Here is a 20,822-nt window from a genome sequence, read left to right as displayed (position 1 = left end):
CGGGGCGCGCGGCGTCCCGGGCCGACGTGCGCGCTTCCAGCCACACTGACGACATACCGTAGTCATTAGGTCACTTTTAGTTTCCCCTTGGGCAGAATGGGTGCTCTGAGGCTGGGGGGACTCTTGTGACCAAGGTGCGAAGTTGGGGGCTCATCTCGTGGGGCGTGTTCTTCGCCCTGCTCCTCGTGGCGCTGGCCGCCCGCCCCGAGCTGATCGCCGACGTCATGGGCGAGGCTCGTCCCGTCTACGTGGCCGTCTGGGGCCCCATGCTGATCGCGGGCGTGGTCGCCTGGCTCCTCGTCCGCTGGTTCGGGGAACGCGACCAGCTCGACCGGCGGGTCGCCGCCGCCCTCGACGGGCACCCGATCCACCGCGAGGTCGGCTGGCTCATGGTGTTCCTCGGCGGGTTCGTCCTGGCCATGTTCGTGCTCTCCTGGGTCTCCTCCCTGTACGGGGAGGAGATCGGCATGGACCTGCGGATGTCCGTCTCCCTGGTCTCCCGGCTGCTGTTCCTGTTCACCCTGCCCATGCTCGTCATGGACCGCTCCGGCGTCACCATCGACGGCAAGGGCACCGCCATGCCCGCGCTCGCGCTGGCCGCACGCGAGCCCTGGCGGTGGCTCGGCCTGGTCCCCGTGGCCCTCGCCGTGGGTCTCATCGCCCACCGGCTCGTCCCCGTCTTCGGCCTGCCCTCGCTGTCCCTGGCCGTCATCGGCTTCTTCCTGGCCTTCGCCCTGGTCTCCCTGTGTGAGGAGATCTTCTTCCGCGCGATGCTGCAGACCCGGCTGGAGTTCATCCTGGGCCGTTGGGGAGGGATCGGGGCGACCTCGATCGTCTTCGCCCTGGCCTACGCGGTCACGCAGCCCCACGACGCGGTCACCCAGATCCGCGGCCAGGGCTTCCTGGACGACCTCGGTCTGTCCCTGCTCAGCTACGGGGTGGGCGGCGTCCTCTACGGCTACCTGTGGACGTGCTTCCGCAACGTGTGGATCACCGTGTCCCTGCGCCTGGCGCTGTTCGTCCTCGTCCTGCCGCCGGGACTCGAGGCCCTCCTGCACTGAGCCCCCGTGCGGTCCGCGACCCACCGTGTTCACCGTGGGTGCGTCGCCGTCTCACCGTGTGAAGTCCGCGCAAACTCTCCGCTCGGAGTTCGGGTGAAGATGTTCGAATGGGTACAGAAGCTCCATAGCAGTCGTACTGCGGTCATATTCTCCTCACGGGGAGGTCACCGTACAGTCATGAACGGGGGGGAGTCTGCCACCTGTGAGCACGGAATCAGCACCGACACCAGTGGATCCCACGATCGCCGACCTGCCGCCGGACAGGTTCATGGACCGGGAGGAGGGCTGGCTCCGGTTCAACCAACGCGTCCTCGAACTCGCCGAGGACGAGGCCATTCCCCTGCTGGAACGTGCTCGGTTCCTCGCCATCTTCTCCAGCAACCTGGACGAGTTCTTCATGGTTCGGGTGGCCGGACTCAAGCGGCGCATCGCCACCGGCGTCTCCGTGACCTCCTCCGGTCACCACCCGCGCGCCGTCCTCGAACGCGTCTCGGAGTTCACCCGCGAACTCGTGCTCCGCCAGGCCGCCTGCTACGAGGACAGCGTCGCCCCCGCCCTGCGCGAGGTCGGCATCCGCATCGTGCGCTGGAACGAGCTCGACGACGCCGAACACGAGTACCTGCACGGTTACTTCCGCCGTTCCGTCTACCCCCTCGTCACCCCCTTCGCCGTCGACTCCGCCCACCCCTTCCCCTACATCTCCGGACGCTCGCTCAACCTCGCCGTCACCGTCCGCGACCCGCGCGACGAACGCTGGATGTTCGCCCGCGTCAAGGTGCCCGGCTCCCTGCCCCGGTTCATCGAACTCACCGCCGGAGCCGGTGGCCGCTTCGTCCCGGTCGAGGACGTCATCGCCGCCCACCTGCCGCAGCTGTTCGAGGGCATGGAGGTCGTCGAACACCACGCCTTCCGCGTCACCCGCAACGCCGACCTGGAGGTCGACGAGGACGAGACCGACAACCTCGTCCAGTCCCTCGAACAGGAACTCCTGCGCCGCCGCTTCGGCCCGCTGGTGCGCCTGGAGGTGGAGCAGTCCATCAGCGACGAGGTGCTCGGCATCCTCACCCGGCACCTCGGCGCCGAGGAGGAGGAGATCTACCGGGTCCCCGGGCCGCTCAACCTGGCCGGACTCTCCCAGATCGCCGACGTCGACCGGCCCGAGCTGTGCTTCCCGCCCCTGGTCCCCGTCGAGCCGCGCGCCCTGACCTCCGGCGACCTGTTCGCCTCGATCCGCGAGCGCGAGATCCTCGTCCACCACCCCTACGAGTCCTTCGCCACCACCACCGAGCGGTTCCTCTCCCTGGCCGCCTCCGACCCCAAGGTCGTGGCGATCAAGCAGACCCTCTACCGCACCAGCGGTGACTCCCCCATCGTCGAGGCGCTCATCGAGGCGGCCCGCGCGGGCAAGGAGGTCGTGGTCCTGGTCGAGGTCAAGGCCCGTTTCGACGAGCAGAACAACATCCAGTGGGCCCGCAAACTGGAGGACGCGGGCTGTCACGTCGTCTACGGCGTCGTCGGGCTCAAGACCCACTGCAAGCTGTCCATGGTCATCCGCCAGGACGACGACGGCCTGCTACGCCGCTACTGCCACGTCGGCACCGGCAACTACAACCCCGCGACCGCGCGGATCTACGAGGATCTGGGCCTGTTCAGCGCCTCCCCGGAGGTCGGAGAGGACGTCAGCGACCTGTTCAACAGCCTCACGGGCTTCTCGCGCAAGAAGCACTACCGGCGCCTGCTCGTGGCCCCCAGCGCGTTGCGGGAGGGTCTCCTCAACCAGATCGCGGGCGAGATCGACAACTGTCGCAGGGGCGAACCCGCCCACATCCGCATCAAGGTCAACTCCCTGGTCGACCGCGAGATCGTCGACGCCCTCTACCGCGCCTCCCAAGCCGGTGTCAGCGTCGACCTGTGGGTGCGCGGGAGCTGCGTCCTGCGCCCGGGCGTCCCCGGGCTGTCCGAGAACATCCGCGTCCGCAGCATCCTGGGCCGGTTCCTCGAACACTCCCGTGTCTTCGTTTTCGCCAACGGCTGGCGCCCCCAGGTGTGGATCGGCAGCGCCGACCTCATGCCCCGCAACCTCGACCGGCGCGTGGAGGCCCTGGTGCGCGTCTCCGACCCGGAGCAGTGCCGCCGCCTGGTCGGGCTCATGGAACTGGCCATGTCGGACGGCACCTCGTCCTGGCGGCTCCGGCCCGACGGGACGTGGGAGCGGGCCACCCACGACGCGGACGGTGACCCGCTCCTGGACCTTCAGGACACCCTGAGGGGGGACCGGCACCTGAGGGTCGTGGAAGGCTGATGGACATGGACATGGATCTCACGGACGGAAGCGACAGCGCCGGGGCCGTCCCCGGCGAACCGCGCGTCACCAGTGCCTTCCCCCCGCGTGACACGGCCGTCGGCGGCTACCTGGAACCGATCCGCGCGGGCGGCGCCGTCCTGTGGCGCACCGGCCCCGGCGGCGGAGCCGAGGTGGTGCTGATCAGGCGGCCCGACCGCGACGACTGGACCCTGCCCAAGGGCAAGCTCAAGAACGGTGAACACCTCATCACGGGCGCCGTCCGCGAGGTGCGGGAGGAGACGGGCCTCACCCCGGTCCTCGGCCGTCGGCTTCCACCGCAGCGCTACCTCAAGGACGGGTGGCCCAAACAGGTCGAGTGGTGGGCCGCCACCCCCGCCGAGCCCGGCGGCCCGATCGACTACGAGGCCAACGAGGAGGTCGACGCCGTCGAGTGGGTGCCCGTCGAGGACGCCCTGGTCCGCCTCACCTACGACCACGACGTCCAGGTCCTCGACAACTTCCGTGCCGGGCCCGCCGAGACCTTCCCGGTCATCGTGCTGCGGCACCTGTCGGCGGGGGAGAAGCGCGCCTGGCGCGACAACGACCTGCTCCGCCCCCTGGACGAGTCCGGCCGCGCCGACGCGCTGGCCCTGCCGCGTGTGCTGGCCGCCTACGGGCAGCCGCGCGCGGTGTCGTCGGCGGCGGCCAGATGCACCGAGTCCCTGCTGCCCTACAGCGTCGAGGCCGACGTGCCGGTGCGCACCGAGCGGGCCTTCACCGTGCGCGGGACCGCGCGGGGCGAGTCCCCGGAGTTCGACGTGGAGGCGGCGCGGGAGGCGTTCCACGACATCCTCGCCGAGGGGCGCCCGACCGTGGTGTGCACGCACGGCGAACTCGTCCCGCACCTGATGCGGGAGGCGTTGACCAGGCTCGACGCGCCGGTCTCCCAACAGTTGGGGCTGCGCAAGGGTTCGTTCTGGGTGGTGCACGTCGCCGCGGGCGGCGCGCTGGCGGGGGTGGAGCGGCACGGTATCCGGGGATGATCCGGGGCCGGTTCGGCGGGTCGGCCGGGCGGTGACATCATCGGACGATGGCCACTCACAGGATCTCGCGGAGTATCACCGTCAAGGCTCCCGCCAGGCGCGTCTTCGACATCATCGCCTCGCCGGCGCGGCACCCGGAGCTCGACGGGTCGGACACCGTGCGGGGCGTCCGGTCCGGTCCGGAACGGTTGTCGCCCGGCTCCCGGTTCGGGATGACCATGCGGATGTTCGGACTGCCGTACCGGATGTCCAACCGGGTGGTGGAGTTCGAGGAGGACCGGCTGATCGCCTGGCGGCACGTCGGCCCGCACCGCTGGCGGTACGAGCTGGAGGAGACCGACGAGGGTGTGACGAGGGTCACCGAGACCTTCGACTACACCCGCGGCCCGTCGGCGTTCTACATCCTGCTCGGCGCGCCCGCCAGGAACGCCCGGGGCATCGAGCGGACGCTGGTGCGGCTCCGGGGCGTGGCCGAGGCGGCCGAGCGGGACTGAACGGAACACGGACGCGCCCCCGCCGCGACGCCGGTTGGTCCGGCGGCGGCGGGGGCGCGGTTCCGTGCCCGTCCCGGCCCTCCGTCTGGCTTCGGGCCGTGACCGGGCGCCCCCTGGGGTGGTCACCGCCAGGGGTGGCGCCTAGTGCCAGAAGTAGCCGTCGCGCCAGTCGTGGTGGCCGTGGTAGCCGCCGGTGTCCTTGCCCTGGTCGCGCCAGTGGTGGTAGCCGTCCTTGTCCATCATGCTCGACTCGCCGCGGTGGTCGTTGAAGTAGTGGTCGGCGGCGGCGGGAGCGGCGGCCAGGCCGATGGCGGCACCGGTCGCCATGGTCACGAGCGCGAGCGCAGCAGTACGTTTCACGTGCGAATCCTCACTTTGTGTAGTCAGTTAACTACCATCAGTGGTGACTTTAGGGTGGCGCTCCCCGTTTGGCCAGTACTTCGACGCACTTGGCGTCGATTGGCCTCGGAGCGGCCGGCTTCCCCACGACAGGTACGCCCCGGACGCAAATGTCCTAAAGTTCGGCGAGGGCCCGCGTCCCCCAGACCGGCCGCCTCCCGGAGGAGACTGAGCGCCGGAGGTGTCCCGCACGGGCCCGTGACGGAACGCCGACGAGTCGGGAGCAGCGGTGGGAACAACCTTCGGTGACGTCTGGCGTGAGGTGCTGTCCGTCCAACCCGCCCCCGACCAGTGGATCGTCGTCGCCGCCGCCGTCCTGGCGTTGGCCGCCGTCCTGCTCGGGTCGGCGTGGCGGGTGGCCCGCAACGTCGTCACCATCGCGCACGAGGGCGGACACGCCCTGGTGGCACTGCTCAGCGGACGCCAGCTCACGGGGATCCGTCTGCACTCCGACACCTCCGGAGTGACCGTCTCCCGGGGCAGGCCGACCGGTGTCGGGATGATCCTCACCGTCTTCGCGGGCTACGTCTCGCCGTCCGCGGTCGGGCTCCTGGGCATCCTCATGCTCATGTCCGACCGGATCACGGCCCTGCTGTGGCTCAGCATCGTCGTTCTCGCCGCGATGCTGCTGATGATCAGGAACGTCTACGGCGTGGTGTCGATCGTGGGCACCGGTGCCGTCGTCTTCGGGGTCAGCTGGTTCACCCCGCCGGAGGCGCAGGCGGCCTTCGCCTACCTGTTCACCTGGTTCCTGCTCTTCGCGGGGGTCCGCCCGGTGTTCGAACTCCAGGCCCAGCGGATGCACCAGCCCTCCCCCCACTCCGACGCCGACCAGCTGGCCCGTCTCACGGGCGTGCCGGGCATCTGGTGGGTGGTGGTCTTCGCCCTGGTCAACATCGCGGTGACCGTCCTGGGCGTGTGGCTGCTCCTGCTGAGCTAGGTTCGGTGGGCCCGGCTCAGGAGTGCGGTGCGGAGAGCGCCTCGGCGACCGAGGAGAAGACCGGGATCCGGGTGTCCAGGGCGGTCACCCGTAGAGTCTGCAGCACCCGGTCGGACGGGGCTGCGATGGCCAGCAGCGCCCGCTGCTCCCGAGCGGCCTTGTGCGCGCGGATGAGCACACGCAGCCCGCTGGAGTCGATGAACCGCAGATCCGAGCAGTCCAGGACCACGCGCCCGGACGGCTGGGTGGTCAGCGCCTCGATCACCGCGTCCTGGAAGCGGTGCTCGGTGGCCATGTCGATCTCCCCGTCCAACGACAGGACGCGCGCCGTGTCGTTCAGGGTGGAGGCGATGGTCAGGTCGGGCATTGCCACTCCGGCGAACTCGGGCCGTGCCAGACGGGTGGGCGAGGCGGGCCGCGCGCCACCCCGGAAGCGGGTGCCACCCGGTGTGTCCGTTGCCTTACGGCGGTAGCGAAGCTGCTGGTTCATCAAGTTCCTTGCCTGGTGCCCCGTGCCGGGGCCGGGGATGAGACGCCCTTCTCGCATGACCTGCTCAGGAAAGCGCGTCAGTACCTCGAACGCGCGAGGACGGCGCGAAAGTTCCGTGGACACCGGGTCCCGCGGCCGGGACGGGGGCGGGACCCGCGCCGTGGCGGGTGCCGCCGTGGGGTTCCTCGTCTCCCGTGCGGTGGAGCGGGCTGGTCGGTGGAACCGGTCGGCCGCATCGATGATCGTTTCCGCGAGGGCCGCCCAGCCTCGGACTTTACCACAGGCCCGTAGCCGATTCGTGACGTGAGCGACGCAAGGTCGTGCTCGTGTGCTTTGTGCCCACGTGATGCCCGGGGCGCGTGTCACGTCCCTTGGGCGGTTCGGGCCGGTTCGGCGAGCTCCGGCGGGGTCAGATCCTCCTGCTGGAGCGCCCACACGCACGCCGACAGCGCGAGCGGGACCGCCACCGTCAGCGCGATCGCCGGGATCGCCACCCCCGAGTCGTTGACCGCGAACCCCACCAGGGCGGTCACCAGCGAACCGGTCAGACCCGCCCGGAGTGTCGGCGCGTACTCGTAGGCCCGTTGGAGCGCACCGATCCGCCAGTTGGTCGGCCGGTTGAGCACCGCGAACAGGAACACCAGGGCGCACGCCGCGAGCAGGGTCAGCTGCCAGTTGCCGAAGGTGCCGAGCATGGCCGACAGCTTGCGGCCCAGCACCGTGCCCGCCTCCCCGCTCAGCACCTGGGCGGCGAACGCGCCGACGTGGCTGCGCGCCTGCACCGGGCGCTGGAGGTCCAACCAGGCCAACGCGGTGATCGCCGCCACGGCGACGACCCCCACGACGGCCAGTCGCGATGGGGTGACCCGCACCCCCGCGATCATCATCGCCGTCACCGCCAGCCCCGGGATCAGGGCGATCACCCCGCCGAAGTCGGTGCCCAGCCCGGGCCAGCCGACGATCAGCACCGTGGCCGCCCCCACGGCGAGGGTGGTGGCCACGGCGGCTCCCCGCCGCCCCCGCGTGACGAGTTCGTGCGAGATCCCCGCCACCGCCATGAGCATCCCGGTCGCGAACGTGGCGAAGGCGATGTTCCCGATCCCGTAGAACCGGCCCGCGACGATCGGCGAGTACCCCGTCGGCGAGTTCATCTGGAGGTTGGCGCCGAAACACAGGTCGAGGAAGAGCACGGCCGTGGTCGCGCCCGCCACCACGGTCATCGGACCGAGGATCGACCGCCGCCACGGACCGGCCACGGCGGCCGCCACGACCAGCGCGTCGGCGGCGACCACGCAGGTGAGGAGGGCGAGGAACGGGACGGTGGAGGCCCACCAGGGGACCAGGTTGGCGAGGTAGCTGGCCACCGGGAAGGCGGCCCCGGCCAGCGCCACGATCCGCGTGACGGAGAACACCAGCGACCGTTTGGCGGGCTGGCCGTTGGAGTACCGGTGCAGGGCGAAGGCCGCCGCCGCGTAGATGAGGAGCTGGAAGGTCACCAGGCCGCTGTAGAACCCGGGGAGCGCGGTGCCCACGACGGTGGCCGCGGTGTTGAAGGCCACCAGCTCGTCCACCGCCGCCGCGGTCGTCGCCGGGCGAGCCGTCGTGTGCCAGGCGCGACCACCGGTCGGGTCCGGCGGGTCCACGCCGAGCGCGCCCATGACGCTCGGCGTGGTGTCGGTGAGCGCCACCAGCCCGGCGCGCCGGGTCGACTCCGAGGCCAGGAACCCCTCCCGGCCCGCCACGCCCTCGTCGGTGACGCGGCCCGACATGGCGACGGTGAGTTCGGAGGGGCCGGTGTCCATGGACACGCCGACCACCATCAGGGTCGTGCCCTCGGGCAGGAGGCGGGTGATGGCGCGCACGTGGCCGTCGATCTCGGCCAGCGCCTGGTCGCGCTCCCACTCCGGCACGTCGTCGGGGTCGGTGCGCTCCCCCCCGTCATCACTGCCGCCGTCGCCGTCACTGTCGTCGGCGCCGGGGGCGAAGACGGGGCGCGGACGTGTCAGGTCGGGGTAGAGGCGGGTCAGCTCCGGAAGTTCGACCACGGCCAGCGACGCCTTGCGGAGATGGTCGGATGTCAGGTCCTCCACGTCGCGCAGGTAGCGGTCGACCGCCCCGGAGGTGTCGGCCGCGCCGACGGCGGCCCCCGGGCCGATCGCGAGGGTCGTTCCGCCCGCGTCACGCACGGCCTGGCCGAGCAGGCCCACGGGCGCGGCGAAGACCGACTCCGCGTTCTGACGCACGTACGTCTCGAAGTCGGTGACCCGGGCCCCCATCCCCCTCCGCTGGGGCTTGGGCGCGGGCTCGCACACCGTGAAGTGCTCGCGCACGGACAGCGCACGCTGTCCCGCCGACACGGAGAGCCAGCCGTCGGTGGGGCACGTGCGGGAGGTGGCCGTGCGGATGGACACGTTGGCGATCGAGGTCCGACCCGCCAGCCCCCAGAGGGCCGGTGTGGACTCGGGTGTGACGTCCCGCCACAGCAGCCCCGGAATCCCCACCAGGACCACGGGGCCACCGTCCGTCGTGGTGAGGGGGGAAGCGGTGGCCCCGCGCGTGTCGGCGGTGGCGGGCGGTCCCGTGCACACCAGGGCCGACGCCGCGGCGGTGAGGAGGACCGCCAGGAGCGCGAGAACCCCCGGGCGGGTGTTCCGGTCCCGCGTCCCCAGCGGTCCCGTCTCCCTTCGCTTCCCCGTCATGGCCGCCCCCCGTCGTGTTCGGTCGAACACCCTAGTGACCAGGGGCGTCGCGGTGGGGGACCCGGCGTCCGGGCGGGGGTTGTGTCCGCCACGGCCTAACTCTTCAGACCCCACCGCCTGAGGGTCTCGTCCGTGTCCGGCAGCTCCCGTCCCCGGGTGACACCGCCGGGGGTGCGGCCGAAGCGGGGCGCGGGTCCGGACAGCACGCGCTCGCCGTCGCGGACGAGCGTTCCGCGGGCCCGCACGTGCGGGTGGTCGGGGGCCTCCGCCAGCGACAGGACCGGAGTCACGCACGCGTCGGTGCCCTCGAAGACCTCGGCCCACTCGTCGCGGGTGCGGCCGCGCAGGACCTCGGCGAACCGCTCGCGCAGCCGGGGCCATCCCTGGCGGTCCCACTGGTGGGGCAGGTTCTCCTCGGTCAGGCCGGTGCCCTCCAGGAAGGCCGCGTAGAACTGCGGCTCGATGCACGCGACCGACACGTGGCGGCCGTCGGCGCACGCGTACACGTCGTACCAGGGGGCGCCGGTGTCGAGGTAGTTGGTGCCGCGCTCGTCGCTCCAGGAACCGCGGGCGCGGTCCTCGTGCACCATCGACATGAGCAGCGAGCTGCCGTCGACCATCGCGGCGTCCACCACCTGGCCCAGGCCCGACCCCTGGCGCTCGACCAGGGCGCTGAGGATGCCCGTGACCGCGAACATCGTTCCGCCCGCGAAGTCCCCGAGCAGGTTGATCGGGGGGACGGGCGGGCCGTCCGCGCGGCCGATCGAGTGCAGCGCGCCGTTGACGGAGACGTAGTTCATGTCGTGCCCGGCGGTGTGCGCCAGGGGTCCGTCCTGTCCCCAGCCGGTCACCCGGGCGTAGACCAGACGCGGATTGAGTTCCAGGCACGTGTCGGGGCCGAGGCCGAGCCGCTCCATGACCCCGGGGCGGAAGCCCTCCAGGAGGACGTCGGCGCGTGCCACGAGGTCGAGCGCGAACTCGCGGCCCTCGTCGGACTTGAGGTCGGCGCCCAGGACGGTGCGTCCCTCGCTCATGTGCGGGCCGCTCGCCCCGGAGCGCATCGCCTCGGCGGCGGCGGGCCGGTCGAGGCGGATGACGCTGGCTCCCAGGTCCGCGAGGAGCATCCCGGTCATGGGGGCGGGGCCGATACCGGTGAACTCGACGACACGGATTCCGTTGAGGGGTCCCATGGGTGGCCTCCTGAACCTGGGGTGGACTGTGCGCGGGCGAGCGCCGACCGTTCGACTAGAACGACGTTCGGTTCATTGTGCAGTCTCAGCGGTCCGGGTGCCACACGGGGGAGGGGTTCCCGCCCCGGTGGTTCGGTGATACGCCGGGCCGCGGCCCCGTGCGCGAATTTCGGTCGAGTTTCATGGGTCATTCTTCAATGAGTGTTAATGTGACGATGGCCGCTGGGCACAAGAACTGCGGAGCGCGCTCCGCACTGGTTTTCCGTTGTGCCGGAAATCTTCCGCCGCCAGCGTGAACCCTCGCCATCCCCAGGAACGGCGAGGGGCGAACCGTCGCGTGGGCCGTCCGGCCTTCGGAGACGCGACGGACGGTCGTCCGGGCCGTTTCCCCCTCAGAAAAAGGGCCTCCCTCAGAAAAAGGGTGAATCCACCATGAGTCGTGTTCCGAGGAATTCCTCCCGCGGCGCCCGGAGCGGGCGCCGCCGCGCCCGCCGTGCCACGCCCCTCCCGCTCCTCGCCGCGGCCGCCGCCGGGCTCCTGGCGGCCGCCGCCGGAGTGACCGCCCTCACCCTGGACCGGAGCGTCGTCCTCGACGCCAACGGTGAGGAGCGCACGATCCGCACCTTCGGCGGGACCGTCGCCGACGTCCTCGACGCCGCCGGGATCACCCTCGCCGAGGGGGACGTCATCGCCCCCGCCCCGGACGCGCCGGTCGCCGACGGGGAGCACGTCGTCCTGCGCTCGCCCCGGGACCTCACCGTCGAGCTCGACGGCCACGCACTCGACCACAGCGTCCACGCCGCCACCCTCGGAGAGGCCCTCCCGCAGATCGGCCTCGACCCCGAGGCCGTCGAACTCTCCCAGGACCGGGACACGCCCCTGCCCGACGACGGACTCACCGTCAGCGCCGAACGGGCCCCGCGCATGGTGGTGATGTACGACACCGTCCGGACCGAGACGCGCACCGCCGGCACCACCGTCGCCGACGTCCTCGACGCCGCCGGGGTCACACCCGGCGAACACGACGTCGTCACCCCCGGACCCGACGAGCCCGCCGAACCCGACATGGTCGTCCGGATCCTCCCAGTCATCGGAGAACCCGTCACGGAGGAGATCGTCATCGAGGCGCGGACCGTCGAGGAGGAGGACCCCGAACTCCCCGAGGGCGAGCGCGAGGTGGTCACCGAACCGGTCGACGGCCTCAGGGAGGTCGTCACCGCCACCGTGCTGCGCGACGGGCGGGAGGTCGAACACGAGCTGTCCGAGACGATCGTCACCGAACCGGTCGACGGCCTCGTCCGCGTCGGCACCCGGCCGCCGGAGCCGACGGCCCCGGTCGGAGGAGGGCCGGCGGCCGGACTCAACTGGGCCGCGCTCGCCGAGTGCGAGTCGGGCGGCGACCCCACGGCCGTCAACCCCGCGGGCTACTACGGTCTCTACCAGTTCAGCCCCAGCAGTTGGAGTTCGGTCGGCGGCACCGGGCTGCCCTCGGAGGCCAGCGCGGCGGAGCAGACCCGACGCGCCCAGCAGCTGTACGCCGACGTCGGCGGGAACTGGCGGAGTCAGTGGCCGCACTGCGGTGCGCGACTGTTCGAATGAGTTCCGCTGCTCCGACGATGGCAAGATGTGGGGGTGACACAGACACCCGCACCCGACCCGACCGACCCGTCCGAGCAGTCCCGACTGCTGACGCCCGCCGACGTGCGCGCGCTCGCCGAACGGTTCGGCGTCCGGCCCACCAAGACCCTGGGCCAGAACTTCGTCATCGACCACGGCACCGTCCGCCGGATCGTCAGGGTCGCGGGGGTCACCGCCGACGACGTGGTCGTCGAGGTCGGACCGGGCCTCGGCTCGCTCACCCTGGCCCTGCTGCCGCACGTGCGCCAGGTCACCGCGATCGAGATCGACCCGACCCTGGCCGAGGCACTGCCCGGAACCGTCGCCGCCCACGCCCCCGACCTCGCCGACCGGCTGCGCGTCGTCCCCGGCGACGCCATGCGGGTCGCGGAGGTCCCCGGTCCCGCGCCCACCGCGCTCGTGGCCAACCTGCCCTACAACGTGTCCGTGCCGGTGCTGCTCCACCTGCTCGACCTGCTCCCCAGCCTCGGACGGGCGCTGGTCATGGTGCAGGCGGAGGTCGCCGATCGGATCACCGCCACCCCGGGCGGCCGGATCTACGGCGTCCCCTCGGCCAAGATCGCCTGGTACGCCGCGGCCAGGAGAGCGGGGTCGGTCGGGCGCAACGTCTTCTGGCCCGCGCCCAACGTCGACTCCGGGCTGGTCGAGCTGATCCGCCGTCCGCCCCCCGTCACCGAGGCCACCCGCGAGGAGGTCTTCCGGGTCGTCGACGCCGCCTTCGCCCAGCGTCGCAAGACCCTGCGCGCCGCCCTCGCCGGGTGGGCGGGCTCGGCCCCGGCCGCCGAGAAGGCCCTGCGCGCGGCGGGGGTCGACCCGACCGCGCGGGGCGAGTCGCTCGGGATCGAGGAGTTCGCGGCCATCGCGGAACACCGGCCGCGGGACTGAGGGCTGTCCGCCTCGGGTCCCTCAGCTCCGCGGCTCGGCGCGGTCGCCGTGGCCGCGCGACCGTGTGAGCGCACGCGCCACACCGGCCACACCCAGTCCCGCCGCCAGCACCGGCAGCACCCACACCACGTTGAACTCCCAATCGCCCGTGCCCCGGACGACGAACGCCAGCGCCAGCCCCAGGAACAGCAGCCCCGCGACGAACGACCCCCAGTCCGTCCTACGCCTCGCCATGCCGTACCTCCACAACCCCGACCAGCCCGTCGGTGTCCACGCTGATCGACGGGGGGGCGTCCTCGCCGTTCCCGCCACTTCCGTCCGCCGCGACCGGCGGGAGGACCTCCCGGTGGTCGAGAGGCGTTCCGCTCCTGTCCCGGCCGCCCCCCAGGTCCACCAGGCCGACGCCCAGGTGGGAGTCCACCTCCACGTGCGCCTCCTCGGGCAGGAGCAGCGTCGTCACCCCGTTCACCCGGACACTCAGGTCGAGCGTGTCGCCGGGACCCAGATCCGCCAGACCGGTGAGATCTAGCGTGGCCATCCCCGCCGTCAACCGGTAGTCGCCCGACTCGGCCTCGGCCACCGTCTCCGGCCGCCACACGGTCTCGCCGACACGCAGCCGGGTCAGGTCGGTCGACAGCGCGGCGGTCGCCGCCAGCGCCAGGACCAGACCCAGCGCCGTCAGGCCACCGGTCCGACCCGCCCACGTGCCGACCAGGGCGTACACACCCACGATCGCCAACGCTCCGGCCAGGAAGAAGACCCCGGTCTCCGGGCCGAACACCAGTTCGGCGGTCTCCCGGCTCCACAGTGACGAGTCCCACCCCCGGGCCACGACCGACACGGCCACGGCGAGGCCGAGGATCGTCCACAGGGCGAGGGAGGCCAGCCGCACCCCGCCGCGGCGGGACTCCCCGCCGCAGGGCCGCTCCCCGGATTCTGGCGCTCCGCTCCCGGGAGGCGCCGCACCGCCGCCGTCCGCTCCGGGCACACGCGGCCCGTCGCCCGTCCCGGCGGTGCGCTCGGCGACCACGGCCAGGTCCACCGGGCCCTGCGGGGCCGAGGCCCAGGGCTGCGCCGGGTTGAAGTAGCTCGGTGCCGGCTCCGGGGCGGGTGTGGTCGGGGGCGGCCGCCGCCGACGGAGTTCGTCGCGCAGACCCAGGAAGCTCGCCCGCAGGTCCACACCCCGGTTGCGCGCGGCCAGCAACCCCAGGACCAGCGGGACGGTCAGGACCAGGGTCGTCCAGCCGAACCCGCCGACCAGGCTGAGCGCGGTCGCCGTCGCCAGCCCGACCGCGAGCAGCTTCACCACCGTCCGGGACGGGATGCTCCGGTCCAGCATCTGCTCGAAGGTCGCCGGTCCGCCCCTGTCGTCGCGCATGAGCATCCAGGCGCCGACGTAGAGGAGGAGACCGGTCGCCCCCGCGAACGCCGTCAGCGCGAACGCGGTGCGCCACACGATCGGGTCGGTGTCCGTGTAGCGGCCGAGCCCCGTGCACACACCCGCGAGCACACGGTCCTCACCCTTGCGGAGTTCACGCTCGGGTTCGAGCGTGGCCGCCTCCGCCGCCGGACCGTCAGTCATCGTCGATCACCGCACCCTCCTCGTCTCCCCATCGTCGCCCGGACACGCCGGTCGCCGGAATCCGGGACGACCCTGAACCCACCCTGACCGGCACCCGGGCCCGACCGGGGGTGCCACCCGATGGTGCCCGATCCCGCACACCGTGCATCCTGGTCACACGGGAAACGCGGGGGCGGCGCGCCCACCCGCGACGCACACGGACGGAAGCGGTGATCGGGCGGTGGCAGGAACGGTGGCCGACCAACCGAGGCTCACCCGGGCTGTGGACGGTCGGCTCCTCGGCGGGGTCGCCGCCGGGCTGGCCCGGCACCTGGGCGTCGACCCCGTCGTGGTCCGGCTCGCCTTCATGGCCCTGTCCGTCGGCGGTATCGGCGTCGCGGTCTACATCGCCCTGTTCTTCTTCGTGCCCAAGGAGGAGGCGGAGGCCGCGGAGGAGGGCCGGGACGGGGCACTGCGCAAGGGGCGCGACGTGTCCCAACTCCTGGCCTACGTCGGTCTCGGCGTCGGACTGGGCACCCTCTTCCTCGTCTTCGGCGGCGTCTTCGACCCGCTCCTGTGGTTCGTCGTCTTCGGCGCGCTCGGCGCCACCATCCTGTGGCAGCAGGCCAACCCCGCCCAGCGCGACGAGTGGATGTCCACGACCGTGCGGCGCCCCGGAAGCAAGGGGCTCATGCGCACGGGCGCGGGCGTCCTGCTCATCGTCGTCGGCGTCATCGGCTTCCTCGCCTTCCAGCAGCAGCTCCAGGACGCCCGTGCCGGGCTCACCTTCGCCTTCACCCTGCTCGCGGGCATCTCGCTGGTCGTCGCCCCGTGGATCATCGGCCTGGTCCGCGACCGCGACCAGGAGCGTCGCGAGCGCATCCGCAACGCCGAACGCGCCGAACTCGCCGCGCACATCCACGACTCCGTCCTGCACACCCTCACACTCATCCAACGCCGGGCCGACGACCCCCGCGAGGTCCAGCGCCTGGCCCGCGTCCAGGAGCGGGCCCTGCGCAGCTGGCTCTACCAGCGCCCCGCCGACGCCGAGACCACCGTCTCGCCCGGTCTGGAACGCGTCGCCGCCGAGGTAGAGGAGGAGCACGGCGTCCCGATCGAGGTGGTGTGCGTGGGCGACTGCCCCATCGACGACGCGCTGGGCGCGATGCTCCGCGCTGCTCGGGAGGCCATGGTCAACGCCTCCAAGTACGCCGGGTGCGACAGCCTGTCGGTGTTCGGGGAGGTCGACCAGGAGGAGGTCCTGGTCTTCGTCCGGGACCGCGGCGCCGGGTTCGACCTCGACGAGGTGCCCGGGGACCGCATGGGCGTGCGCGGCTCCATCATCGGCCGCATGGAGCGACACGGCGGTTCGGCGCGGATCCGTACCGCCCCGGGTGAGGGAACGGAGGTGCAGTTGCGCATGCCCAGAATCCCGCAGTACTAGCTTCCGGAACCGGTTGCGGACACGACCGGATGCGGACACCCTTCGAACACGGGTACCGGGAGGCCGAGGGTGCTGGATAGAGTCCAGGATGTGGCAGACGAGAGCATGCGCTTCAGTGACGGTGACGCGGTCCCCCGTGTCGTGATCGTGGACGACCACCGGCTGTTCCGCAGCGGTGTGCGGGGCGAGCTCGGCGACGCCGTCGAGGTCGTCGGGGAGGCCGGAGACGTCGACGGCGCGGTACGCGTCATCGGCGAGCAGCTCCCCGACCTCGTTCTCCTGGACGTCCACCTGCCCGGCGGCGGCGGAGTCGAGGTCCTGCGCCGCGTCCTGGCCCAGCACCCGCAGATCCGCTTCCTGGCACTGTCGGTCTCCGACGCGGCCGAGGACGTGATCGGGGTCGTGCGGGGCGGAGCGCGCGGCTACGTCACCAAGACCATCTCCGGCCGGGACCTCGCCCAGGCGATCGTCCGGGTGGCCGACGGCGACGCCGTCTTCTCACCGAGGCTGGCCGGGTTCGTGCTGGACGCGTTCTCCGCGACCGACGCGCCGCCGGTGGACCCGGAACTGGACCGGCTCACCCAGCGCGAGCGGGAGGTCCTGCGCCACATCGCCCGCGGCTACGCCTACAAGGAAGTGGCCAAGGAGCTGTTCATCTCGGTCAAGACCGTCGAGACCCACGTGTCCTCGGTGCTGCGCAAGCTCCAGCTGTCCAACCGGCACGAGCTGAGCCGGTGGGCGACGGCGCGCCGACTGGTCTGACCCCGGTCCCCCGGCGGGGCCGCGACACGCGTCGGCCGCCGCCCCGGCGGGGGCGACGGCCGACGGACGTGCCGGGAAGGCGTCTCAGCGCAGGGCGTCGAGCATCCGGCCGAGGAACTCGGCCTCGGCGACCTCGGTGACCACCCGGGCGGGGCGGCGGTCGTCCGACGAGGGGCGCGGGCGCAGGTCGGCGACGGTCATCCCCCGGGTCAGGTTCCCGGAGAGCTCCACCCGCAGCGGCTCCTCGAAGGAGTCCGTCACCAGGTGCGGGTCGACCAGGACGGCGGCGGCCAGCGGATCGTGCATCGCGCACTGGCGGACGCCGAAGATCCCCGTGTAGAACTCCGCGTAGAAGTCGAGGAAGGCCGAGGTGCGTTCGGCGCGCTCGCCGCGGACCTCCTTGAGCTCCGCCAGCCACTCGGGCGTGGCGACCGTCTTCATGGTGATGTCCAGCGCGATCAGGTCCAGGTCGAACCCGGCGGCGAACACCGCCTCGGCGGCCTCGGGGTCGTTGTTGATGTTGGCCTCGACGTGCGAGGCGACGTTGCCCGGAACACGGACGGCGCCGCCCATCACCACCAGGCGGCGCACCAGCCTGGGCAGCTCCGGCTCCAGGCCCAGGGCGATCGCCAGGTTGGTCAGCGGGCCCACGGCCAGTACGTCGATCTCGCCGGGCGACTCGCGCACCAGCCGCACCAGCAGCTCGGCGGCGGTCTCGTCCACCGGCTTGCCGGTCGGGGCGGGCAGCTCGACGTCGCCGAGCCCGTTGCGTCCGTGTACGTGCTCGGCCAGGCGCGGCGCCTGGACCAGCGGACGCCCCGCGCCGACCGCCACGGGCACGCCGGGGCGCCCGTACAGGTCGAGCAGCCGCAGCGCGTTGTCCGCCGTGACCTCCACGCTGTTGTTGCCGAACACCGCGCCGACGCCGACGATCTCCACCTCGGGCCGGGCGGCGAGGTAGGCGAGCGCGACGGCGTCATCGATGCCAGGGTCACAGTCGACGAACACACGCATGGTCAAGGAACTCCCCCGAAACGTCGAACGGTCCCGGAAGGGACCCGTACCAGAACAGCCTAATTCGCCCAAAGGGCCTCATCGGACCATCGATGCGGGGGCGGTACCCGTGTCGCACGGGGGCCGTAACCTGGTAGTCGTGTCCTCCCAAGAACAGCTCCTCGAAGGTCTGAACGGTCCCCAGCGCGAGGCGGTCACCCACAGCGGCGCTCCGCTCCTGATCGTGGCGGGTGCCGGTTCGGGCAAGACCCGTGTCCTCACGCACCGCGTCGCCTACCTCATGGCCGAACGCGGGGTGCGGCCCGGCGAGATCCTCGCCATCACCTTCACCAACAAGGCCGCGGCCGAGATGAGGGAGCGTATCGAGGCGCTGCTCGGCGCCCGGGCGGCCAACACCATGTGGACGATGACCTTCCACTCGGCGTGCGTGCGGATCCTGCGCCGGGAGGGGCACCGGCTCGGCTACCCGAGCAGCTTCACGATCTACGACTCCGCCGACGCCGCGCGCCTCATGCAGCTGGTCTGCAAGGAGATGGACCTGGACCCCAAGCGGTTCCCGCCCAAGTCCTTCTCCGCCCAGGTGTCCAACCTCAAGAACGAACTCGTCGACTACGACACCTTCGCCGAACAGGCCCAGAGCGAGCAGGAGAAGAAGCTCGCCGAGGCCTACCAGCTGTACCAGCGCCGCCTGCACGAGGCGGGCGCCATGGACTTCGACGACCTGATCATGCTCACCGTCAACCTGTTCCAGATGTATCCGGACGTGGCGGAGTACTACCGGCGCCGGTTCCGGCACGTGATGGTCGACGAGTACCAGGACACCAACCACGCGCAGTACGTGTTCGTCCGTGAGCTGGTCGGGGTGGCGGACGCGGACGATTCCGGGGCGGGGGACCCGGCGGTGGTCGCTCCGGTCCCGCCCGCCGAGCTGTGCGTGGTCGGTGACGCGGACCAGTCGATCTACGCGTTCCGCGGCGCGACCATCCGCAACATCCTGGAGTTCGAGCGCGACTTCCCCAACGCGCGGACCATCCTGCTGGAGCAGAACTACCGTTCCACCCAGACCATCCTGTCGGCGGCCAACGCCGTCATCGACCGGAACGAGGGACGCCCGGCCAAGAACCTGTGGTCGGAGAAGGGCGAGGGGCCCGCCATCACGGGTTACGTCGCCGACAACGAACACGACGAGGCCGCGTTCGTCGTGGGCGAGATCGACAGGCTCACGGACGACGGGACGGTCACGCCGGGTCAGGTGGCGGTCTTCTACCGGACCAACGCGCAGTCCCGTGTGTTCGAGGACGTGTTCGTCCGGATGGGGCTGCCGTACAAGATCGTCGGCGGGGTGCGCTTCTACGAGCGCAAGGAGATCCGGGACATCCTGGCCTACCTGCGTGTGCTGGCCAACCCGGAGGACACCGTCAGCCTGCGGCGCATCCTCAACGTGCCCAAGCGCGGTATCGGGGCGCGCGCGGAGGAGGCGGTCGAACTCTTCGCCGCGCGGGAGCGGATCTCGTTCGCCCGGGCGTTGCGGAGGGTGGACGAGATCCCCGGCATCGCCACCCGGTCGGCGCGCGCGGTGGGGTCGTTCACCGCACTGCTGGACGAACTGGCCGAGATCGTGCCGACGAGCACCCCGGCCGAGATCGTCGAGGCCGTGCTGAACAAGACGGGTTACCTGTCCGAGCTCACCGAGTCCAAGGACATCCAGGACGAGAGCCGGGTGGAGAACCTGGAGGAGTTCGTCGACCTGGCGCGCGAGTTCGAGCACACCTTCGCGGCCCTGCTGGAGGAGGAGCCGCAGGACGTCGACGAGCCCTTGGCGGAGGCCGGGGGCGGACCGGCGGACGAGTCCGGTCCCGGTGAGGGGACACGGAGCGGAGCCGTGGATCCGGGTGAGCCGACGCTCGTCGACTTCCTGGAGCGGATCTCGCTGGTCGCCGACACCGACCAGATCCCCGACGCGGACGACGAGGGCGGCGTGGTCACGCTGATGACGCTGCACTCCGCCAAGGGACTGGAGTTCCCGGTGGTGTTCCTGACCGGCATGGAGGACGGGGTCTTCCCGCACATGCGTACGCTCGGGGACAAACAGGAGTTGGAGGAGGAGCGGCGGCTCGCCTACGTCGGGCTCACCCGTGCCCAACAGCTCCTGTACGTGAGTCGTGCCGCCGTGCGCAGCGCCTGGGGGTCGCCCTCGTACAACCCGGCCTCCCGGTTCATCGACGAGATCCCGTCGTCGCTCGTGGAGTGGCGCCGGGCGGAGTCGACCCTGGCGGCTCCGCCGAGCCGGAGCATCGGCGGGTCGTCCTGGAGCTCGGGGGGGCTCGGGGGTGGCTCCGGGTTCGGCGGCGGCTCGGGCGGGACGAGATCGCGCGGCGCGGGCGGGGGCCCGAAGAAGGACGCTCCGACACTGAGCGTGGGGGATCTGGTCAACCACGACTCGTTCGGCATGGGCCGTGTCCAGCTGGTCGAGGGCGCGGGCGACAAGACCAAGGCCCGGATCGACTTCGGCGCGGACATCGGGGAGAAGGACTTCCTGGTCAAGTACGCCCCAATCGAGAAGCTGTAGCCGTTGGGGCGGTGCCCGCACCGGGTCAGGCGCAGGACACGACACCGCCACGTTCGTGGAAACGTGTCACGAACACTCTCCCACGGGGGTAGAGTTGGGGACGACCGAGCGAACCGGACGCGACATCTTCGCGGACGTGCCGGTCGTTCCCCAGGATTCCGGACGGTTCATCATCGTCCGTGCGATCCGCCCGGACGCGGTTCGAGCAGGTGCTCGGGGCGTGTACGATCGGGGAGTTGCCTCGGAGCGGAGAGATCCACGAAAAGGCGAAGCAGGACAAGCGGGTGCTTTACCCCGTTCGGTTGATCCGAAACCGCCGGTTTGGCGGGACACGGAACACCTGATAAAG

General features: G+C 71.5%; 17 protein-coding genes. 10 read left to right on the top strand and 7 right to left on the bottom strand.

Features of this window, described 5'->3' with window-relative positions; all coding sequences use genetic code 11:
* The first annotated feature begins 125 nt into the window (after positions 1 to 125).
* The 4 genes from DVR05_RS24170 to DVR05_RS24155 all read left to right on the top strand — a co-directional run bounded on the left by DVR05_RS24170 (position 126) and on the right by DVR05_RS24155 (position 4,882).
* On the top strand, positions 126 to 1,061 hold the full coding sequence (locus DVR05_RS24170; protein WP_198659332.1) for a CPBP family intramembrane glutamic endopeptidase: 936 nt from the start codon (positions 126 to 128) through the stop codon (positions 1,059 to 1,061).
* A 229-nt stretch (positions 1,062 to 1,290) separates the two neighbouring features.
* Positions 1,291 to 3,363, top strand: a complete 2,073-nt coding sequence (locus DVR05_RS24165) for an RNA degradosome polyphosphate kinase (protein ID WP_116248210.1) — start codon at positions 1,291 to 1,293, stop codon at positions 3,361 to 3,363.
* An 11-nt stretch (positions 3,364 to 3,374) separates the two neighbouring features.
* Positions 3,375 to 4,388 carry an NUDIX hydrolase gene (locus tag DVR05_RS24160; protein ID WP_116248285.1) on the top strand — a complete coding sequence of 338 codons (1,014 nt, stop codon included), beginning with the start codon at positions 3,375 to 3,377 and terminating at the stop codon, positions 4,386 to 4,388.
* A gap of 47 nt (positions 4,389 to 4,435) precedes the next feature.
* Positions 4,436 to 4,882, top strand: coding sequence for an SRPBCC family protein (locus DVR05_RS24155; protein ID WP_116248209.1), 447 nt, complete (start codon positions 4,436 to 4,438; stop codon positions 4,880 to 4,882).
* A 141-nt stretch (positions 4,883 to 5,023) separates the two neighbouring features.
* Here the strand turns inward: DVR05_RS24155 and DVR05_RS24150 are convergent, their stop codons facing one another.
* A complete protein-coding gene (locus tag DVR05_RS24150; protein WP_157982529.1) occupies positions 5,024 to 5,242 on the bottom strand; it encodes a hypothetical protein in 219 nt (72 codons plus the stop codon).
* Between the two features lie 268 nt (positions 5,243 to 5,510).
* Between DVR05_RS24150 and DVR05_RS24145 the strand changes: the two genes are divergently transcribed.
* Positions 5,511 to 6,221: a M50 family metallopeptidase gene (locus tag DVR05_RS24145; RefSeq protein WP_116248207.1), complete on the top strand. Its 711-nt coding sequence runs from the start codon at positions 5,511 to 5,513 to the stop codon at positions 6,219 to 6,221.
* A 16-nt stretch (positions 6,222 to 6,237) separates the two neighbouring features.
* Here the strand turns inward: DVR05_RS24145 and DVR05_RS24140 are convergent, their stop codons facing one another.
* The 3 genes from DVR05_RS24140 to DVR05_RS24130 all read right to left on the bottom strand — a co-directional run bounded on the left by DVR05_RS24140 (position 6,238) and on the right by DVR05_RS24130 (position 10,600).
* A complete protein-coding gene (locus DVR05_RS24140) occupies positions 6,238 to 6,588 on the bottom strand; it encodes an STAS domain-containing protein (RefSeq protein WP_116248206.1) in 351 nt (116 codons plus the stop codon).
* Positions 6,589 to 7,073: 485 nt separating this feature from the next.
* Entirely contained in the window at positions 7,074 to 9,410 is a 2,337-nt protein-coding gene (locus DVR05_RS24135; RefSeq protein WP_232832294.1) for a hypothetical protein, read from the bottom strand.
* Positions 9,411 to 9,505: 95 nt separating this feature from the next.
* Positions 9,506 to 10,600: a CaiB/BaiF CoA-transferase family protein gene (locus tag DVR05_RS24130; protein ID WP_116248205.1), complete on the bottom strand. Its 1,095-nt coding sequence runs from the start codon at positions 10,598 to 10,600 to the stop codon at positions 9,506 to 9,508.
* Between the two features lie 432 nt (positions 10,601 to 11,032).
* On the opposite strand from DVR05_RS24130, the gene DVR05_RS24125 reads away from it, so the two are divergent.
* Positions 11,033 to 12,199 (top strand): resuscitation-promoting factor, encoded by a 1,167-nt coding sequence (locus tag DVR05_RS24125; protein WP_232832293.1) that lies wholly within the window; start codon positions 11,033 to 11,035, stop codon positions 12,197 to 12,199.
* A 27-nt stretch (positions 12,200 to 12,226) separates the two neighbouring features.
* Positions 12,227 to 13,123, top strand: coding sequence for a 16S rRNA (adenine(1518)-N(6)/adenine(1519)-N(6))-dimethyltransferase RsmA (gene rsmA / locus DVR05_RS24120; protein WP_116248204.1), 897 nt, complete (start codon positions 12,227 to 12,229; stop codon positions 13,121 to 13,123).
* 21 nt (positions 13,124 to 13,144) lie between these two features.
* Here the strand turns inward: rsmA and DVR05_RS24115 are convergent, their stop codons facing one another.
* Entirely contained in the window at positions 13,145 to 13,357 is a 213-nt protein-coding gene (locus tag DVR05_RS24115) for a hypothetical protein (protein ID WP_116248203.1), read from the bottom strand.
* Positions 13,344 to 14,705 carry a PspC domain-containing protein gene (locus tag DVR05_RS24110; protein ID WP_116248202.1) on the bottom strand — a complete coding sequence of 454 codons (1,362 nt, stop codon included), beginning with the start codon at positions 14,703 to 14,705 and terminating at the stop codon, positions 13,344 to 13,346. Before DVR05_RS24110 ends, DVR05_RS24115 begins: the two co-directional genes overlap by 14 nt.
* A gap of 220 nt (positions 14,706 to 14,925) precedes the next feature.
* Here DVR05_RS24110 and DVR05_RS24105 point away from each other — a divergent pair, with 220 nt between their 5' ends.
* Together DVR05_RS24105 and DVR05_RS24100 are read left to right on the top strand one after the other, a co-directional pair.
* The gene (locus DVR05_RS24105) at positions 14,926 to 16,128 is read left to right on the top strand and encodes an ATP-binding protein (RefSeq protein ID WP_116248201.1); all 1,203 of its coding nucleotides are present in this window, start codon (positions 14,926 to 14,928) and stop codon (positions 16,126 to 16,128) included.
* A 105-nt stretch (positions 16,129 to 16,233) separates the two neighbouring features.
* Positions 16,234 to 16,890, top strand: coding sequence for a response regulator transcription factor (locus DVR05_RS24100; RefSeq protein ID WP_232832298.1), 657 nt, complete (start codon positions 16,234 to 16,236; stop codon positions 16,888 to 16,890).
* An 84-nt stretch (positions 16,891 to 16,974) separates the two neighbouring features.
* Here the strand turns inward: DVR05_RS24100 and DVR05_RS24095 are convergent, their stop codons facing one another.
* Complete coding sequence (locus DVR05_RS24095) at positions 16,975 to 17,904, bottom strand: nucleoside hydrolase (RefSeq protein ID WP_116248199.1); 930 nt, start codon at positions 17,902 to 17,904, stop codon at positions 16,975 to 16,977.
* A gap of 139 nt (positions 17,905 to 18,043) precedes the next feature.
* Between DVR05_RS24095 and DVR05_RS24090 the strand changes: the two genes are divergently transcribed.
* Positions 18,044 to 20,473, top strand: a complete 2,430-nt coding sequence (locus tag DVR05_RS24090; RefSeq protein WP_116248198.1) for a UvrD-helicase domain-containing protein — start codon at positions 18,044 to 18,046, stop codon at positions 20,471 to 20,473.
* Positions 20,474 to 20,822: the final 349 nt, after the last annotated feature.

The sequence above is a fragment of the Nocardiopsis sp. FIRDI 009 genome, assembly GCF_003386285.1.
Lineage (GTDB): Bacteria > Actinomycetota > Actinomycetes > Streptosporangiales > Streptosporangiaceae > Nocardiopsis.
Note: the sequence above shows the minus strand (reverse complement) of the source record. Positions and strands in the feature narration are given on the sequence as shown.

What these genes read in the sequence shown, in the direction of transcription:
- DVR05_RS24140 (WP_116248206.1), bottom strand. Translation starts at nt 6,588, where the DNA reads ATGCCCGACCTGACCATCGCCTCCACCCTGAACGACACGGCGCGCGTC.
- DVR05_RS24130 (WP_116248205.1), bottom strand. Translation starts at nt 10,600, where the DNA reads ATGGGACCCCTCAACGGAATCCGTGTCGTCGAGTTCACCGGTATCGGC.
- DVR05_RS24155 (WP_116248209.1), top strand. Translation starts at nt 4,436, where the DNA reads ATGGCCACTCACAGGATCTCGCGGAGTATCACCGTCAAGGCTCCCGCC.
- DVR05_RS24100 (WP_232832298.1), top strand. Translation starts at nt 16,234, where the DNA reads ATGCGCTTCAGTGACGGTGACGCGGTCCCCCGTGTCGTGATCGTGGAC.
- DVR05_RS24095 (WP_116248199.1), bottom strand. Translation starts at nt 17,904, where the DNA reads ATGCGTGTGTTCGTCGACTGTGACCCTGGCATCGATGACGCCGTCGCG.
- DVR05_RS24135 (WP_232832294.1), bottom strand. Translation starts at nt 9,410, where the DNA reads ATGACGGGGAAGCGAAGGGAGACGGGACCGCTGGGGACGCGGGACCGG.
- DVR05_RS24125 (WP_232832293.1), top strand. Translation starts at nt 11,033, where the DNA reads ATGAGTCGTGTTCCGAGGAATTCCTCCCGCGGCGCCCGGAGCGGGCGC.
- DVR05_RS24160 (WP_116248285.1), top strand. Translation starts at nt 3,375, where the DNA reads ATGGATCTCACGGACGGAAGCGACAGCGCCGGGGCCGTCCCCGGCGAA.
- DVR05_RS24115 (WP_116248203.1), bottom strand. Translation starts at nt 13,357, where the DNA reads ATGGCGAGGCGTAGGACGGACTGGGGGTCGTTCGTCGCGGGGCTGCTG.
- DVR05_RS24110 (WP_116248202.1), bottom strand. Translation starts at nt 14,705, where the DNA reads ATGACTGACGGTCCGGCGGCGGAGGCGGCCACGCTCGAACCCGAGCGT.